Below are 15,183 nucleotides of genomic sequence, written 5' to 3'. Positions count from 1 at the left end.
ACCCCTCAGCCCGCGGCGGGCCAGCGGGCGATGACGGTCTCGCCGCCGCGCACGCGCTGGCCCCTGCGCACGGTCAGCGTGCACTCGGACGGGAGGAAGACGTCCATCCGCGAGCCGAACTTCATCAGCCCGAACCGCTCACCGGTGGCCAGGCGCTGCCCGACGCCGGTGCGGGTGACGATGCGGCGGGCCAGCACGCCCACCAGCTGGCGGAAGACGACGGTGCGCTCGCCGTCGCGCAGCCACAGCTCGCTGCGCTCGTTGCGGTGCGCCGACTCCGCCCGGTAGGCCGCCAGGAAGCTGCCCTTGCGGTAGGAGCTCTCCACGACCTCGCCGCGGTAGGGCGAGCGGTTGACGTGCACGTCGACCACGGAGAGGAACACGCTCACCTGCTGCCAGCCGCCCTCGGGCGCGGGCTCGGGGGCGACCCCCTCCTGCGGCTCGCCGGCGACCATGACCATCCCGTCGGCGGGGGAGAGGACGACGTCGGCCGGTGGCTGCTCGCGGTCGCACGACCGCTGGGGGTCGCGGAAGAACAGGACCATGTAGGCCGACAGGGCCAGCAACGGCCAGGCGGCCAGTCGCAGGCCGCGGCGTCCGGCGGCCCGTCCGCCGGTGGCGAGGAGTGCGGCGGGCGCCAGGGGCCCGGTGATGAACGGCCACCCGGCCGGGTCGATACGCATCGAGGTCAGACGGTACCGGGCCGCAGTCGGCGCCAGCGGCCGCCGGCACGGGGCCGGCGGCCCGGCCCCGCTGCGGGTGCAGCGGGGCCCTCGCCTCAGCCGGTGGGGGTCGCGACGTTGACCAGCCAGCGCATGCCGAAGCGGTCGGTGACCTGACCGAAGGTGTCGCCCCACACCTGCTTCTCCAGCGGGACGTCGACCTTCCCGCCCTCGGCCAGGGCCTCGAACCAGCGGGTGAGGGTCGGCAGGTCGTCGCCGGACAGCGACAGGGACACCTTGTCCGGGCCGCCGGCGTCCGGGTCGTGGCCGTCGGAGGCCATGAGCTCCAGGCCGTGCTCGGTGCGCAGGGAGGCGTGCATGACGCCGTCGGTGGGGTACTCGTCGCCACCCCCGCCCACGTCACCGAAGGTCATGACGTCGAGGTGGCCGCCGAAGACCGAGCGGTAGAGCTCCATCGCCTCGCGGGCGTTGCCGGAGAAGTGCAGGTAGGGGTTGAGCCGGACGGCCATCGGGTCTCCTCGGGGAGGTGAGGTGCGGGAGTCGCGGTGCAGACCGGACGGCGCGCCGGAACTCATCGCGGGGTGCGCGGACGGCTGCGGCCGGCGGGCACCGAGGTGCCCGCCGGCCGCAGCCGTCCGCTGTGTGGCCCCTCCCTGCCTGCAGGGAGGCCCTCGTTCAGGCCGCGGCCTTGGTCTCCCAGAAGATCCTGTCGATCTCGGCGATGTGGTCGAGCAGCTTCTGGCCCTCGGCGGGGTCCATGCTGCCCTTGCCGCCCGCCGCACCGGCCTGCTTGGTGGCCTTGTTGAACAGCTCGTGCAGCTGCGGGTACTTCTCGAAGTGCGGGGGCTTGAAGTAGTCGGTCCACAGCACCCACAGGTGGTGCTTGACGAGGTCGGCGCGCTGCTCCTTGATCAGGACGCAGCGCATCCGGAACACCGGGTCCTCGTTGCCCTGGTACTTCTCCTGGATGGCCTTGACGGACTCCGCCTCGATGCGGGCCTGGGCCGGGTCGTACACGCCGCAGGGGAGGTCGCAGTGCGCGGTGGCCTCCACGGCGGAGAACATGCGGCTGAACAGCACGTCACTACCTCCGGATGTCGCGAGATCTGGTCGTCTGCGACCCTACTCGCGGTGATCAGGCCCGACACGTCCGAGCGAGCCGGCTCGTCCCCGGTGCCGCCCCTGCCCTCGGCCTGGGTCCTGGCCCGCGTCAGCGGTCCGTCCATGACGCCGACCGTGCGGCACGGTGACCGGCTGCTCGTGCGCCGGCTGCGACCCGGGACGGCGCGGCCGGGCGACGTCGTCCTGGCCCGTTTCCCGTCCCGTCCCGACCTGCTCGTGGTCAAGCGGGTGGCGCGGGTGCTCGACGGCGGGGCGGTGGACGTCCGCGGCGACAACCCGCTGGTCACCGACGACAGCCGCGCCTACGGGCCCGCGGTCGCCGTCGGCCGCGTCGTCGCCCGGCTGCGCCCGCGCCCCGGGCGATTGGGGCCGGCCCCGGCCGACCCCGGGGGGTCCTAGGCGCCGGCGCGCAGCTGCGCGTAGCGGGCGGCGCACCGCTCCATCGTCGGCAGCAGGCCCTCCTCGCGCGCCTGCGCCAGCGTCGGCGCCGCCCGGTCCTTGTCCGACATCCGCACGTCGACGTCGGCCGGCCACGGCAGGTCGAGCTCCGGGTCCAGCGGCGAGACGCCGAACTCGCGGCCGGGGGACCACCCCGTGGAGACGAGGTAGGTCACCGAGGAGCGGTCCTCCAGGGCGAGGAAGGCGTGCCCGAGCCCCTCGGCGAGGAAGACCGCGCGGGGCCGCTCGGCGTCGAGCAGGACGGCGTCGGAGGCGCCGAACGTCGGCGAGCCGACCCGGACGTCGACGACGACGTCGAGCACCCGGCCCGCCGGGCAGTAGACGTACTTGGCCTGGCCGGGCGGCACGAGCGCGAAGTGCAGGCCGCGCAGCACCCCGCGGGCCGACACGCTGTGGTTGGCCTGCGCCAGCGGCAGGACCCACCCGGTGGCGGCGGCGAGGACGTCGGCGCGGTACCACTCGGTGAAGCGGCCGCGGTCGTCGCCGTGGGGCACCAGGTCGAGCACGTAGCTGTCCGGCACGGCGAGCTGGCGGATCTCCACGGGCGGCACGGTAGCGAGGGCGGCCGCCGTCGCGCCGGGCGGCGACCAGGGGCACAGGACTACCCTCCAGGTCCCATGGGCGCAGAGACGGGCTCCACCGGGGACAGGGCCGACCGCTTCGCACAGGACCCGGCGTTCGCCGTCCACGAGGGCGGCAAGCTCACCGTCCGGCCGACCCGCGGGATCGAGTCGCGCGAGGACCTCGCGCTGACCTACACCCCGGGTGTCGCCCGCGTCTCCAGCGCCATCGCCGCCGAGCCCGAGCTGGCCCGCCGGTTCACCTGGGCGCCGCGCGTGGTGGCCGTGGTCTCCGACGGCACCGCCGTCCTGGGGCTGGGCGACATCGGCCCGTCCGCGGCCCTGCCGGTCATGGAGGGCAAGGCCTGCCTGTTCAGCGAGTTCGCCGGGCTGTCGGCCGTGCCGGTGGTGCTCTCGACCACCGACGTCGACCGGATCGTCGAGACGGTCGTCGCGATCGCGCCGTCCTTCGGTGGCATCAACCTCGAGGACATCAGCGCGCCCCGCTGCTTCGAGATCGAGGAGCGGCTGCGCGAGCTGCTCGACATCCCGGTCATGCACGACGACCAGCACGGGACGGCGATCGTCGTCCTGGCCGCGCTGCGCAACGCCGCGCGGGTGACCGGCCGTGGGCTCGGGGACCTGCGGGTCGTCGTGGCCGGTGCGGGCGCGGCCGGCATCGCGTGCACCAAGATCCTGCTGGAGGCCGGGGTGGGCGACCTCGCCGTCGCCGACTCCCGGGGCGTCATCCACGCCGGCCGCGACGACCTCACGCCGGTCAAGCAGTGGGTCGCCGACAACACCAACCGGGTGGGCTACGCGGGCACGATGGTCGGCGCGCTGGAGGGGGCCGACGTCTACCTCGGCCTGTCGGGCGGCTCGGTGCCGGAGGCGGCGATCGCCGCGATGGCGCCGCAGTGCATCGTCTTCTCCCTGGCCAACCCCACGCCCGAGGTCGACCCCGTGATGGCGGCGCGGTACGCGGCGGTGGTGGCCACCGGGCGCAGCGACCTGCCCAACCAGATCAACAACGTGCTGGCCTTCCCGGGGGTCTTCCGCGGCGCCATCGACGCCGGTGCCACGGCGATCACCGAGCAGATGAAGATCGCGGCGGCCGAGGCGATCGCCGGCGTCGTGGGCGAGGACCTCGCGGCGGGCTACATCGTCCCGAGCCCGCTCGACCGGCGGGTGGCGACCGCGGTCGCCGAGGCCGTCGGCGCCTGCGCCCGCGCGGAGGACGTCACCGTCTGACAGCGGTGTGCCGAGGGGTCGGCGGCCGTGGCCTCCGACGCCTGCGGTGCTGTGCGCCGAGGGCTCGTCCTGGAGACCGAAGTGCGCCGTGGGCGCACGACGCTGCAGGTCACGCCTCCCACCGTGGTCAGCCGACCGGCACCGGCTCCCGCCGGCGTGCGAGCCCGGGCCAGCACCTGGCGACCGACGCGCACACCGCTGTGACGGACCGGGCCCGGCCTAGCCGAGGTCGCGCAGGGCCTGCAGGTAGGGGTCGAGGACGTCGCGGGCGCCGGTGTTGGCGTAGACGAACCAGAGCGCGACGCCGAGGAACAGCGGCGCCAGCACCGCCTTCTCCAGCGTCGTCCCGGTGCGCATGGGGGTCAGGGCCAGCCGCCGGCGGCGCAGCAGCCAGAGCAGCGGGACCGGCACGCCCTGCTTGGTGACCAGGTCACCGGCGACGTGCGTGAGGACGCCCAGCGCGACCGCCCACGGCAGCCACGTCGGCTGGGGCGTGTGCGCGAGCAGCAGCCAGGCCCCGCCCCAGGACAGCACCAGGTTGCCGACGACGGTGTTCTCCGCCCGGCCCGGGATGACGAAGTGCAGCGCCCGCAGCGCCAGCCCGATGGCCAGCGCCATCACCAGCAGGCTCGACCAGAACAGGTTCGCCGCGGCCAGCGCCAGCGCGCCGAAGGCGACCGGCGCGAGCAGCGCGTCGTGGGTGCCCCAGCGGTGCCCGCCGGCCAGCCGGCCGACCGCTCCGGACGGGACGTCGGTCGCCGGGCCCCACATGTCCGAGACCGTCGAGCCGCTGTGGTCGAGGTCGGGCAGCATCGCGAACCCGCCGGCGGCGGCGACCCAGGCGACCTGGGCGACGGTGCCCTGGACCGGGGCCCAGGGGAGCGTCGCCGCACCCGCTGCGAGGCCGGACAGGGCGTGCGAGTGACCGAGCACGGACACAGCGTGCCGCCGTCGGCCCACTGGCTGGTGCAGGCACGCCCCGAGAGCCGACGAGATGTGGCCCCCTCGCAGGATCCGGCCCCGAGCGTGCGAGGGGCTGGGGCGAGGGGGTCCTTCACTCGTCGACGTCGTCGGTGCCGCCGCGCGCCAGCCAGGTGGCCAGCCGCTCGATCGGCACCTCGAAGTCCGGGTTCTGGTCGACGAAGGCCTGCAGCTGGTCGGCCAGCCAGGCGAGGGTCACCTGCTCCTCGCCCCGCCGGCCGGCCAGCTCCTCCAGGCCACGATCAGTGAAGTACACGGCCGGGACGTCCTCGGGTGGGGTGCACGGTCGGGAGGCCCGTCAGTCGGCGAAGGCCTGCGCGACGAGCTCCTTCTGCTCCGCCTCGTGCACCTTCGCCGAGCCGACGGCCGGGCTGGCCGAGGCGCGACGGCTGACCCGGCGCAGCGTCCGCCCGTCGAGGTGCTCGGGCAGGTTGAGGGCCATGAACGACCAGGCGCCCATGTTGGCCGCCTCCTCCTGCACCCACACCAGGTCCGTGGCGTTGGGGTAGCGCCCGACCGCCTGGCGGATCTGCTCGGCCGGCAGCGGGTAGAGCTGCTCGACCCGCACGACGGCGACGTCGGCGGTGCCCTCGGCCTCCCGCTGCGCCAGCAGGTCGTAGGCGACCTTGCCGCTGCACAGCACCACCCGGCGGACGGCGCCGGCGTCGAGCGGCTCGCCGCCCACGCCGGGGTCGGCCAGCACCGGCTGGAAGCCCTCGTCGGTGAACGCCGCGACCGGGCTGACCGCCGCCTTGGCCCGCAGCAGCGACTTGGGCGTGAACACGACCAGCGGCCGGTGCACGTCCGACAGCGCCTGCCGGCGGAGCAGGTGGAAGTAGTTGCCCGGGGTCGTGCAGTTGGCGACGGTCATGTTGTTCTCCGCCGACAGCTGCAGGAACCGCTCGATGCGGCCGCTGGAGTGGTCGGGGCCCTGGCCCTCGAGGCCGTGCGGCAGCAGCAGGACCACGCCCGAGCGCTGCCCCCACTTGGCCTCGCCGGAGCTGATGAACTCGTCGATCACCATCTGCGCGCCGTCGACGAAGTCACCGAACTGCGCCTCCCAGAGCACGAGGGCCCTGGGGTTGGCCACCGAGTAGCCGTACTCGAAGCCGAGCGCGGCGTACTCGCTGAGCAGCGAGTCGTAGACGAAGAACTTCGCCTGGTCCTCGGACAGGTGGGCCAGCGGCGTGTACTCGGCGGCGGTGTCGCGGTCGATGAGGACGGCGTGCCGCTGCACGAACGTGCCGCGGCGGGAGTCCTGGCCGGCCAGCCGCACCGGGACGCCCTGCACGAGCAGCGACCCGAAGGCCAGCAGCTCGCCCATCGCCCAGTCGATGCCGCCCTCGCTGGCCATGGCGGCCCGCCGCTCGAGCATCCGCTTGAGCTTCGGGTGTGCGCTGAAGTCCTGCGGGAACGAGACGTGCGCGTCGCCGATGGTCTTGAGGACCTCGGTGCTGATCGCCGTCTCCACGGTCGACTGCTCGGGCGTGCGGGGGTCCATGACCGGCTGGGGCTTGGCCGTGTCGCGCACGTCGTGCGTCTCGGCGAAGGCGCGCTCCAGCTGGTCGCGGAAGTCCTTGAGCGCCTCCTCGGCCTCCTGCAGGGTGATGTCCCCGCGGCCGACCAGCGCCTCGGTGTAGAGCTTCCGGACCGAGCGCTTGCGGTCGATGATGTCGTACATCAGCGGCTGGGTCATCGACGGGTCGTCGCCCTCGTTGTGCCCGCGGCGGCGGTAGCAGACGAGGTCGACGACGACGTCCTTCCTGAACGCCTGCCGGTACTCGACCGCCAGCCGGGCCACGCGGATGCAGGCCTCGGGGTCGTCGCCGTTCACGTGGAAGACCGGGGCGCCGATCATCCGGGCGACGTCGGTCGAGTAGAGGCTCGAGCGGGCCGCGGCCGGGCTGGTGGTGAACCCGACCTGGTTGTTGACGACCACGTGCACGGTGCCGCCGGTGCGGTACCCGCGCAGCTGGGAGAGGTTGAGCGTCTCCTGGACGACGCCCTGGCCGGCGAAGGCCGAGTCGCCGTGCAGCAGGACGGGCAGGACGGTGAAGCCGCTCTCGCCCTTGTCGATCATGTCCTGCTTGGCGCGGACCATGCCCTCGAGGACGGGGTTGACCGTCTCCAGGTGCGAGGGGTTGCTGGCCAGCGAGACGGCGATCTCGGCCTCGCGGAACGGGTTGCGGAAGGTGCCCTCGGCGCCCAGGTGGTACTTGACGTCACCGGAGCCCTGGACGCTGCCGGGGTCCATGTTGCCCTCGAACTCGCCGAAGATCTTGGCGTAGCTCTTGCCGAGGACGTTGGCCAGCACGTTGAGCCGGCCGCGGTGCGCCATGCCGATCGCGACCTCGTCGAGGTCGTGGTCGGTGGAGGCGATGAGCACCTCGTCGAGCAGCGGGATGACCGACTCGCCGCCCTCGAGGCTGAACCGCTTCTGGCCGACGTACTTCGTCTGCAGGAAGGTCTCGAACGCCTCGGCGGCGTTGAGCCGGCCGAGCACGTGCTTCTGCTTCTCGCGGTCGGGCGCGGCGTGCTTGACCTCGATGCGCTCCTGCAGCCACTGGCGCTCTTCGGGGTCGGTGATGTGCATGTACTCCACGCCGACGGTGCGGCAGTAGGAGTCGCGCAGGACGCCGAGGATGTCGCGCAGCGCCATGGTCCGCTCGCCGGCGAAGCCGCCGACCGGGAACTCGCGGTCGAGGTCCCACAGGGTCAGGCCGTGCTGGAGGATGTCCAGGTCGGGGTGGCTGCGGACCTTGAACTCGAGCGGGTCGGTGTCGGCCATGAGGTGGCCGTTGCGCCGGTAGGCCTCGATGACCTCGATGACCCGGGCTTCCTTGTCGATCTGCCCCTCGCGGCCGACCCGCACGTCGGGCATCCAGCGCACCGGCTCGTAGGGCAGGCGCAGCGATCGGAAGACCTCGTCGTAGAAGCCGTCCTCGCCGAGCAGCAGCTGGTGCAGCCGGCGCAGGAAGTCGCCGGACTGCGCGCCCTGGATGATCCGGTGGTCGTAGGTGGAGGTCAGCGTGATGATCTTGCTGACCGCCATCTCGGTGAGCGCCTGGGGGCTCATCCCCTGGAACTCGGCCGGGTACTCCATGGCGCCGACGCCGATGATCGCGCCCTGGCCGGCGGTCAGCCGCGGGACCGAGTGGTTGGTGCCGACGGTGCCCGGGTTGGTCAGGCTGATCGTGGTGCCGGAGAAGTCCTCCAGCGTCAGCTTGCCGGCGCGGGCGCGGCGGATGACGTCCTCGTAGGCGCCCCAGAACCGGGCGAAGTCCATCGTCTCGGCGGCCTTGATCGAGGCGACGACGAGCGCGCGGCTGCCGTCGGCCTTCGGCAGGTCGATGGCCAGGCCGAAGTTGACGTGCTCGGGCTGCACCAGGGTCGGCTTGCCGTCGACCTCGGCGAACGCGGCGTTCATCTCCGGGAAGTCGTCGAGGGCCCGGACCAGCGCGTAGCCGATCAGGTGCGTGAAGGAGACCTTGCCGCCCCGGGCCCGCTTGAGGTGGTTGTTGATGACGATGCGGTTGTCGGCCAGGAGCTTGGCCGGCACCGAGCGCACGCTGGTCGCCGTCGGGACGGTCAGCGAGGCGTTCATGTTCTTGACGACGCTGGCGGCGGCGCCGCGCAGGGTCGTCTGCTTCGGCCCGTCGGCGGCCGGCGCCTCCGGCGGGGCCTTCGGAGCGGGGGTCTTCGGCGCGGGCGCGGCCTTGGCCTGCTGGGACGCGCGCTCGGCGGCGCGGTCGACGACGGTGGCCTCGGTCCGCTCGGCCACGGGGGTGGCCCGGGGGGTCGGCTCCGGCGCGGCCGGGGCCACCGCGGGGCTGCTGGGCCGGGTGGCCGAGCCCTCGGCGTCGGCGACGGCCGGCCGCTGCGGGGAGGTCGCGGCGGCCGCGGGAGCCGGCGCCTGCGGTGCCGGGGCGGCGGGCGCCGCGCCGTTCGCCGAGCCCGTCGCGGGCGCGGCCGGGGCAGCGGCGGGCGCGGCCGGGGCAGCGGCGGGCGCCGGCGCGGCGGAGTCGTGCTCGCGGTCGTCGCTGGAGGCCACGGGACTGCCGGGCCGGTAGTCGGCGAAGAACTCGTGCCAGGCCTGGTCCACGCTGGACGGGTCGGCGAGGAACTGCTGGTACATCTCCTCGACCAGCCACTCGTTGGTGCCGAATCCCGCCACCGCGGAGGAGGAGGAGGTGGTGGACGGCCGGGATGAGTTGTCGCGTGACACGGGTCGGGTGCCTTCTTCGTCGTCGTCGGTGGACGTCTCTGGACCGGGTGCGGAGTCTACGCCCGTCGTCCGGGCCGGAACCCCCTGCCGCGGGCGCCGCCAGCGGGTCCGCGGACCCGTCGGGGCGTGCGTCAGTCGGTGGCGCCGGCGGCGACCAGGAGGTCGACCAGCCCGTCGACGACGGAGGCCTGACCTGCGTCGCCGCGCCGGGAGCGGGCCGCGGCGACCCGGCTGATGTCGAGGGCGCTGGCGCCGTCGCTGGTGGTGGCGTTGACGTCGGCCCCGGCGGCCAGCAGGACGCGCACCACCTCGGGCGCGTCGCCGCCCCCCGAGACGGCCTCGTGCAGGGGCGTGCGCCCCGTGTCGGGGTCGCGCCGGTCCACCGCGGCACCCGCGTCGAGGAGCACGCGCACCAGGTCGGCCCGCCGGGCCGTGGCCGCGGCGGCGAGCGCGCCGCCGTCGGGGTCGGCGCCTCGGGCGAGCAGCAGGCGGAGGGTGCCCGCGGCACCGCCCGCGGCGGCGAGGACGAGCAGGTCCAGGCCGCTGACCGGATCGGTGAGCGCCGCGCCGGCGTCGAGCTCGCGGGTCAGCCGGTCGACGTCGTCGAGGTAGGCCGCGGCCGGCGCGTCGACCACGGCGCCCAGCTCGCACAGCACACCGACCAGTGCGGGGGAGTGCTCGACGGCCACGTGCAGCGGCGTGCGCCCGGACTCGGTGCGCGCCGTGAGGTCGGCGCCGGCGGCGACCAGCTCCCGGACGACGTCCTCCCGGCCCTCCGCGGCGGCCAGGTGCAGCGGCGTCCAGCCGCTCTCGCCGGCGTGCTCCACCGTGCCGGCCAGCAGCCGGGGTGCACCGTCGACCGCCGCGCGCACGGCCGCGGCGTCGCCGGCGGTCACCAGGCGCGCCAGGCGCGGTGCGGTCATGCGGGTCGTCATCCGGGGTCCCCCCGTCCTCGGTGGTGTGCTGGCGCCCGCCCTCGGGACACGTCCCTCAGACCACGTCGCGGCGGACGGCGAGCACCGTGCCGAGGAGGGCGAAGAACAGACCGTAGCCGAGCAGCAACAGTGCGCCCTGCCACGGGGCCAGCAGCTCCGGCGCCTGGAAGTCGGAGGTGATCGCCTGCGCCGCGCCACCGGGCAGCCACTTGTAGGCGCCCTGCAGCGCGCCGATCGAGGAGATGATCGGCTCCACGACGTAGAGGTAGACCAGCGCGCCGACGATGGCGGCCACCTGGTTGCGCAGCAGCGCACCGACGCCCACCCCGATCACGGCGTAGACGACCAGCACCAGCCCCGCGGCGCCGAGCGTCTGCAGGTTGTCGCCGTCCAGCGAGGGCGCGGCTCCGCGGGCGCCCGCGTAGAGCAGCACGACCACGACGTCGACGGCGAGCACCAGCAGGGCGAACGGGACCGCCGCCAGTGCGTAGGCGACCAGCTTGGCGGCGACCACCCGGCCCCGGCGGGGCGTGGTGAGGAAGGTCGGCGTGGCCGTCCGGTGCCGGTACTCCTGGGTCATCCCGATGATGCCGAGGATCAGCAGCAGCACGCTGGCGTTGGCGGCGACGGAGAAGACGATCTCCTCGTACTGCGGGGTCCCGACCGGGGGCAGGCCGGGCTGCCCGCCCTGCTGCTCGGCGCCGGCCAGGCCGGTGAACAGCGCGGCGAAACCGCCGGCCATCACGCAGGCGCCGAGCACCAGGCCGATCCAGACGCGGGTGGTGAACAGCTTGGTCCACTCGGCGCGGACGAGGGCGCTCATCGGGCCGCCACCCCGGTCGTCGCGGCGGGGGAGCCCGCGGCGAACTGCTCCTGCCCCGCGGTGAGCCGGAAGTAGAGCTCCTCCAGGCCGTTGGCCTCGGCCCGCAGCTCGTGCAGCTCGATGCCCTCCGCGAAGGCGCGGGCGCCGACCCCGGCGGGCGTCGTGCCCGTCACGGTGACCACCCCGTCGCCGCCCCGCTCGGCCGACAGGCCGGCCGAGACGAGCACCGCGGCCAGCCGGTCGGCCTCCGGGCTGCGCACGAGCACCGTCCCGGCTCCCTGCGAGCCCGAGCGCAGCTCGGCGATGGAGCCCTGCCGCACCAGCCGGCCGGCACCGACGATGACGACGCGGTCGGCGGTCTGCTCCATCTCCGCCAGCAGGTGGCTGGAGACCAGGACGGTCCGGCCCTCCTCGTGGGCCAGGTGCCGCAGGAAGCCGCGCAGCCAGAGGATGCCCTCCGGGTCCAGGCCGTTGGCCGGCTCGTCGAGCACCAGCACCGGCGGGTCGCCGAGCAGGGCGGTGGCCAGGGCCAGCCGCTGCCGCATGCCCAGGGAGTAGCCACCGGCCCGCCGCCGTCCGGCCGTGGCCAGGCCGACCGCGGTGAGCACCTCGTCGGCGCGTGCGGTGGGCAGGCCCGCGGCGCGGCAGTAGACGCGCAGGTGGTCGCGGCCGGAGCGGGCGGGGTGGAAGGCGGTCTCGAGGACGGCGCCCACGGTGCGCACCGGGTCGGGCAGCGCCGCGTAGGGGACGCCGTCGAAGGTGGCGGTGCCGGCGTCGGGGGTGATCAGCCCGAGCACCATGCGCAGGGTCGTGGTCTTGCCCGCTCCGTTGGGCCCGAGGAAGCCGGTGACCGCGCCCGGCTCCACGGTGAAGCCGAGGTCGGTGACCGCCTGCACGGAGCCGAAGCTCTTGGTCAGGCCGGACACCTCGACCCGCACGGGGCCCCGGTGACCGGTCGGGTCGCTGGCCGTCGTCGCGATGACCTGTCCTCCTCGTCGTCCGCCCCCGTGCACCGGCCATCCTGGCCCACGGCGGCCCGCCGACGGCAGCCCCACGCGCGGCGACACGCGCCGTCCACCCCGTGTCGGCGCGCCGTTCACCGGGCGGCCCGGGGTGCCGCGCCGGTCGCGTGACCCGCGACACGGGGGAGTCCTCCAGCGGTCACTACAGTGCCCGCCGTGAGCGCCTCCCGGACGGTCGGCAGCGGGACGGACCCGTCGCCCGTCGTGCACCCCACCGACTGACCCCGTCCCCGGCCGCCATGGACACCGCCGGAGGGGACGACGCCGGGCGCGAGCGCGCCGGCCGGGACGCCGACGGGCCGGAGCCGGGCACCGACGTCCGGGACGCGCTCGAGCGCCTGCTGCTCGGTGGGCCGCGCCGGCTGACCCGGCTGCAGGTCGCGGCGGCGGCGGGCATGCCGCCCGAGCGCACCCAGCGGCTGTGGCGGGCACTGGGCTTCCCCGACGCCGCCGACGACGACCTGGTCTTCACCGACGCCGACGTCGACGCCCTCGCGCTGGTCTCGGCGCTCATCGACACCGGCTTCATCGACCCCGGCACCGAGGCCTCGATCGCGCGGGCGACCGGCCAGGCGCTGTCGCGGCTGGCCGACTGGCAGACCGACATGCTCGCCGGTGCGCTGACCCGCCAGGCGCGTGAGCACGGGTCGGCGGACGCCGTCGCCGCGGCCGAGGTGCTGCTGCCGCTGCTGACCCGGACGCAGGACTACGTGTGGCGGCGGCACCTGGCGGCCAACGTCGACCGGCTGCTGTCCTCCGGTGCGCCCGGGGACCGGCGGGAGCTGGCCGTGGGCTTCGCCGACCTGGTCGACTACACCTCCCGGTCGCGCGGCATGGACGGCCGCGAGCTCGGCGCGATGATCGAGGGGTTCGAGGCCACGGCCACCGAGGTGATCGCCCGCTCGCACGGCCGGGTGGTCAAGACCGTCGGCGACGGGGTCCTCTACACCGCCGCCTCGGCCGTCGACGCCGTCGAGATCGGGCTGACCCTGCCCGACGTCTGGGACTCCGACGACCGGCTGCCGTTGCGGGTGGGCGTGGCCTACGGCACGGTGCTCACCCGGCTGGGCGACGTCTACTCGCCGGTGGTCAACCTGGCCAGCCGGCTCACCTCGCTGGCCCGGCCCGGGACCGTGCTCGTCGACCGCGTGCTCGCCGGCCACCTGCGCGGGATGCCCGGTTACCGGGTGCGGCCGCTGCGCCGGGTCTCGGTCCGCGGCTACGACCAGCTCCAGCCGTGGCTGGTCCAGCGCCGCCCGCCGGACGAGGAGGACAACGCCCTCGAGGAGATGCTCGACGAGCTGGCCGACGACGTGCTGGCCGCCGGGCCGGAGGACGACGTGGACGGGCTCTTCGAGGGTGCCGACCCGGGGATCGACGAGGACGGCTGAGCCGGCCGCGCGCTATCGTGGGCCCGTGCTGTGAGCCCCGGGACAGACGTCGACCCGATCCGACCGTCCTCCGGGAGCACCTCCATGAGCGCCACCCTCGTCGCCCGCGGCCTGGCCGCCGGCCACGGCGCCCGCGTCCTCTTCTCCGACCTCGACCTCGTCGTCGCCCCCGGTGACGTCGTCGGGCTGGTCGGCGTCAACGGCGCCGGCAAGTCCACGCTGCTGCGCACCCTCGCCGGCGAGCTGCCGGCCGAGTCCGGCTCGATCGCGCTGAGCCCGCCGACGGCGACCGTCGGCCACCTGCCGCAGGAGCGCGACCGGCGCGAGGGCGAGACGGTGACCGCCGCGCTGGCCCGCCGCACCGGCGTCGCCGCCGCGCAGGCCGCCCTGGACGCCGCCACCGACGACCTCACCGCCGGCCGGCCCGGTGCCGACGACGCCTACGGCGAGGCGCTCGAGCGGTGGCTGGCCCTGGGCGGGGCCGACCTCGACGAGCGCCTCGAGCAGGTCCTGGCCGAGGTCGCGCCCGGGGTCGCCCCCGACGCGCCGATGCCCTCGCTCTCGGGCGGTCAGGCGGCCCGGGTCGGGCTGGCCGCGCTGCTGCTGTCGCGGCACGACGTCCTGCTGCTCGACGAGCCGACCAACGACCTGGACCTGACCGGCCTCGAGCAGCTGGAGGACTTCGTCGCCGGCAACCGCGCGGGCATCGTGCTCGTTAGCCACGACCGCGAGTTCCTGGCGCGCACGGTCACCCGCGTCGTCGAGCTCGACCTCGCCCAGCAGCTGGTGCGGGTGCACGACGGCGGCTACGAGTCCTACCTGGCCGAGCGCGAGGTCGCCCGCCGGCACGCGCGCGAGGAGTACGAGGAGTACACCGGGACCAGGGCCGACCTGGAGGCCCGGGCGCGGATGCAGCGCAACTGGCTGGCCAAGGGTGTCCGCGACGCGGTCAAGAAGCAGAAGGACCCCGACAAGTTCATCAAGGCGCACAACCGGGCGACCGCGGAGAAGCAGGGCGCCAAGGCCAAGCAGACCGAGCGGCGCATCGAGCGGCTGGAGGTGGTCGAGGAGCCCCGCAAGGAGTGGGAGCTGCGGATGACCATCGCCGCCGCACCGCGCGCCGGGGCCGTGGTGGCCACGCTGCGCGACGCCGTCGTCCGCCGGGGCGGGTTCACCCTCGGCCCGGTGAGCCTGCAGGTGGACTGGGGCGACCGGCTGGCGATCACCGGCCCCAACGGCGCGGGCAAGACCACGCTGCTCGGCGCGCTGCTGGGCCGGGTGCCGCTGGACGCCGGTGCGGCCTCCCTCGGGCCGGCGGTGCGGCTGGGCGAGGTCGACCAGGCGCGCGGGCTGTTCGTCGGCGAGCGCCGGCTGCTCGACGCGTTCGGCGCCGAGGTGCCCGACTGGCCGACCGCGGAGGTCCGCACGCTCCTGGCCAAGTTCGGGCTGACCGCCGAGCACGTGCTGCGCCCCGCGGTCACGCTGTCGCCGGGGGAGCGCACCCGCGCGGCCCTGGCGCTGCTGCAGGCCCGCGGGGTGAACGTGCTGGTGCTCGACGAGCCGACCAACCACCTCGACCTGCCGGCGATCGAGCAGCTCGAGGTGGCGCTGGCCGACTACCCCGGCACCCTGCTGCTGGTCACCCACGACCGCCGGATGCTCGAGGCGGTGGCCACCACCCGGCGGGTCACGGTCGAGGACGGCCGGGTCACCGAGTGAGGACCTCCCTGC

Annotated in this window: 14 protein-coding genes; 4 read left to right on the top strand and 10 right to left on the bottom strand. The window is 74.8% G+C overall.

Annotation, left to right across the window (positions count from 1 at the left end; translation table 11 throughout):
- Positions 1-5: 5 nt before the first annotated feature.
- The 3 genes from JOD57_RS07515 to sodN all read right to left on the bottom strand — a co-directional run bounded on the left by JOD57_RS07515 (position 6) and on the right by sodN (position 1,763).
- The gene (locus tag JOD57_RS07515; protein WP_204691306.1) at positions 6-683 is read right to left on the bottom strand and encodes a phosphatidylserine decarboxylase; all 678 of its coding nucleotides are present in this window, start codon (positions 681-683) and stop codon (positions 6-8) included.
- Between the two features lie 95 nt (positions 684-778).
- A complete protein-coding gene (locus JOD57_RS07510) occupies positions 779-1,192 on the bottom strand; it encodes a VOC family protein (protein WP_204691305.1) in 414 nt (137 codons plus the stop codon).
- Positions 1,193-1,358: 166 nt separating this feature from the next.
- Positions 1,359-1,763, bottom strand: a complete 405-nt coding sequence (gene sodN, locus JOD57_RS07505) for a superoxide dismutase, Ni (protein WP_443667580.1) — start codon at positions 1,761-1,763, stop codon at positions 1,359-1,361.
- 51 nt (positions 1,764-1,814) lie between these two features.
- Between sodN and JOD57_RS07500 the strand changes: the two genes are divergently transcribed.
- The gene (locus JOD57_RS07500) at positions 1,815-2,204 is read left to right on the top strand and encodes a S26 family signal peptidase (RefSeq protein WP_307824542.1); all 390 of its coding nucleotides are present in this window, start codon (positions 1,815-1,817) and stop codon (positions 2,202-2,204) included.
- Here JOD57_RS07500 and JOD57_RS07495 read toward each other — a convergent pair.
- Positions 2,201-2,806 carry a dTDP-4-dehydrorhamnose 3,5-epimerase family protein gene (locus JOD57_RS07495; protein ID WP_204691304.1) on the bottom strand — a complete coding sequence of 202 codons (606 nt, stop codon included), beginning with the start codon at positions 2,804-2,806 and terminating at the stop codon, positions 2,201-2,203. The genes JOD57_RS07500 and JOD57_RS07495 overlap by 4 nt on opposite strands.
- Before the next feature lie 75 nt (positions 2,807-2,881).
- On the opposite strand from JOD57_RS07495, the gene JOD57_RS07490 reads away from it, so the two are divergent.
- Positions 2,882-4,075 (top strand): NAD(P)-dependent malic enzyme, encoded by a 1,194-nt coding sequence (locus JOD57_RS07490; protein WP_204691303.1) that lies wholly within the window; start codon positions 2,882-2,884, stop codon positions 4,073-4,075.
- 219 nt (positions 4,076-4,294) lie between these two features.
- Here the strand turns inward: JOD57_RS07490 and JOD57_RS07485 are convergent, their stop codons facing one another.
- The 6 genes from JOD57_RS07485 to JOD57_RS07460 all read right to left on the bottom strand — a co-directional run bounded on the left by JOD57_RS07485 (position 4,295) and on the right by JOD57_RS07460 (position 11,977).
- Positions 4,295-5,008, bottom strand: a complete 714-nt coding sequence (locus JOD57_RS07485; RefSeq protein ID WP_204691302.1) for a metal-dependent hydrolase — start codon at positions 5,006-5,008, stop codon at positions 4,295-4,297.
- 121 nt (positions 5,009-5,129) lie between these two features.
- On the bottom strand, positions 5,130-5,312 hold the full coding sequence (locus JOD57_RS07480; RefSeq protein WP_204691301.1) for a DUF6104 family protein: 183 nt from the start codon (positions 5,310-5,312) through the stop codon (positions 5,130-5,132).
- Between the two features lie 42 nt (positions 5,313-5,354).
- Entirely contained in the window at positions 5,355-9,230 is a 3,876-nt protein-coding gene (locus JOD57_RS07475; protein WP_372440236.1) for a multifunctional oxoglutarate decarboxylase/oxoglutarate dehydrogenase thiamine pyrophosphate-binding subunit/dihydrolipoyllysine-residue succinyltransferase subunit, read from the bottom strand.
- A 182-nt stretch (positions 9,231-9,412) separates the two neighbouring features.
- Positions 9,413-10,204, bottom strand: coding sequence for an ankyrin repeat domain-containing protein (locus JOD57_RS07470; protein WP_239568239.1), 792 nt, complete (start codon positions 10,202-10,204; stop codon positions 9,413-9,415).
- 67 nt (positions 10,205-10,271) lie between these two features.
- On the bottom strand, positions 10,272-11,039 hold the full coding sequence (locus tag JOD57_RS07465) for an ABC transporter permease (RefSeq protein WP_204691298.1): 768 nt from the start codon (positions 11,037-11,039) through the stop codon (positions 10,272-10,274).
- Entirely contained in the window at positions 11,036-11,977 is a 942-nt protein-coding gene (locus JOD57_RS07460; protein ID WP_307824541.1) for an ABC transporter ATP-binding protein, read from the bottom strand. The genes JOD57_RS07465 and JOD57_RS07460 overlap by 4 nt, the downstream gene beginning before the upstream one ends.
- A gap of 323 nt (positions 11,978-12,300) precedes the next feature.
- On the opposite strand from JOD57_RS07460, the gene JOD57_RS07455 reads away from it, so the two are divergent.
- Positions 12,301-13,452 carry an adenylate/guanylate cyclase domain-containing protein gene (locus JOD57_RS07455; RefSeq protein WP_204691297.1) on the top strand — a complete coding sequence of 384 codons (1,152 nt, stop codon included), beginning with the start codon at positions 12,301-12,303 and terminating at the stop codon, positions 13,450-13,452.
- Between the two features lie 84 nt (positions 13,453-13,536).
- Positions 13,537-15,171: an ABC-F family ATP-binding cassette domain-containing protein gene (locus JOD57_RS07450; RefSeq protein ID WP_204691296.1), complete on the top strand. Its 1,635-nt coding sequence runs from the start codon at positions 13,537-13,539 to the stop codon at positions 15,169-15,171.
- Positions 15,172-15,183 lie beyond the last annotated feature (12 nt).

The organism is Geodermatophilus bullaregiensis (assembly GCF_016907675.1).
GTDB lineage: Bacteria > Actinomycetota > Actinomycetes > Mycobacteriales > Geodermatophilaceae > Geodermatophilus > Geodermatophilus bullaregiensis.
Note: the sequence above shows the minus strand (reverse complement) of the source record. Positions and strands in the feature narration are given on the sequence as shown.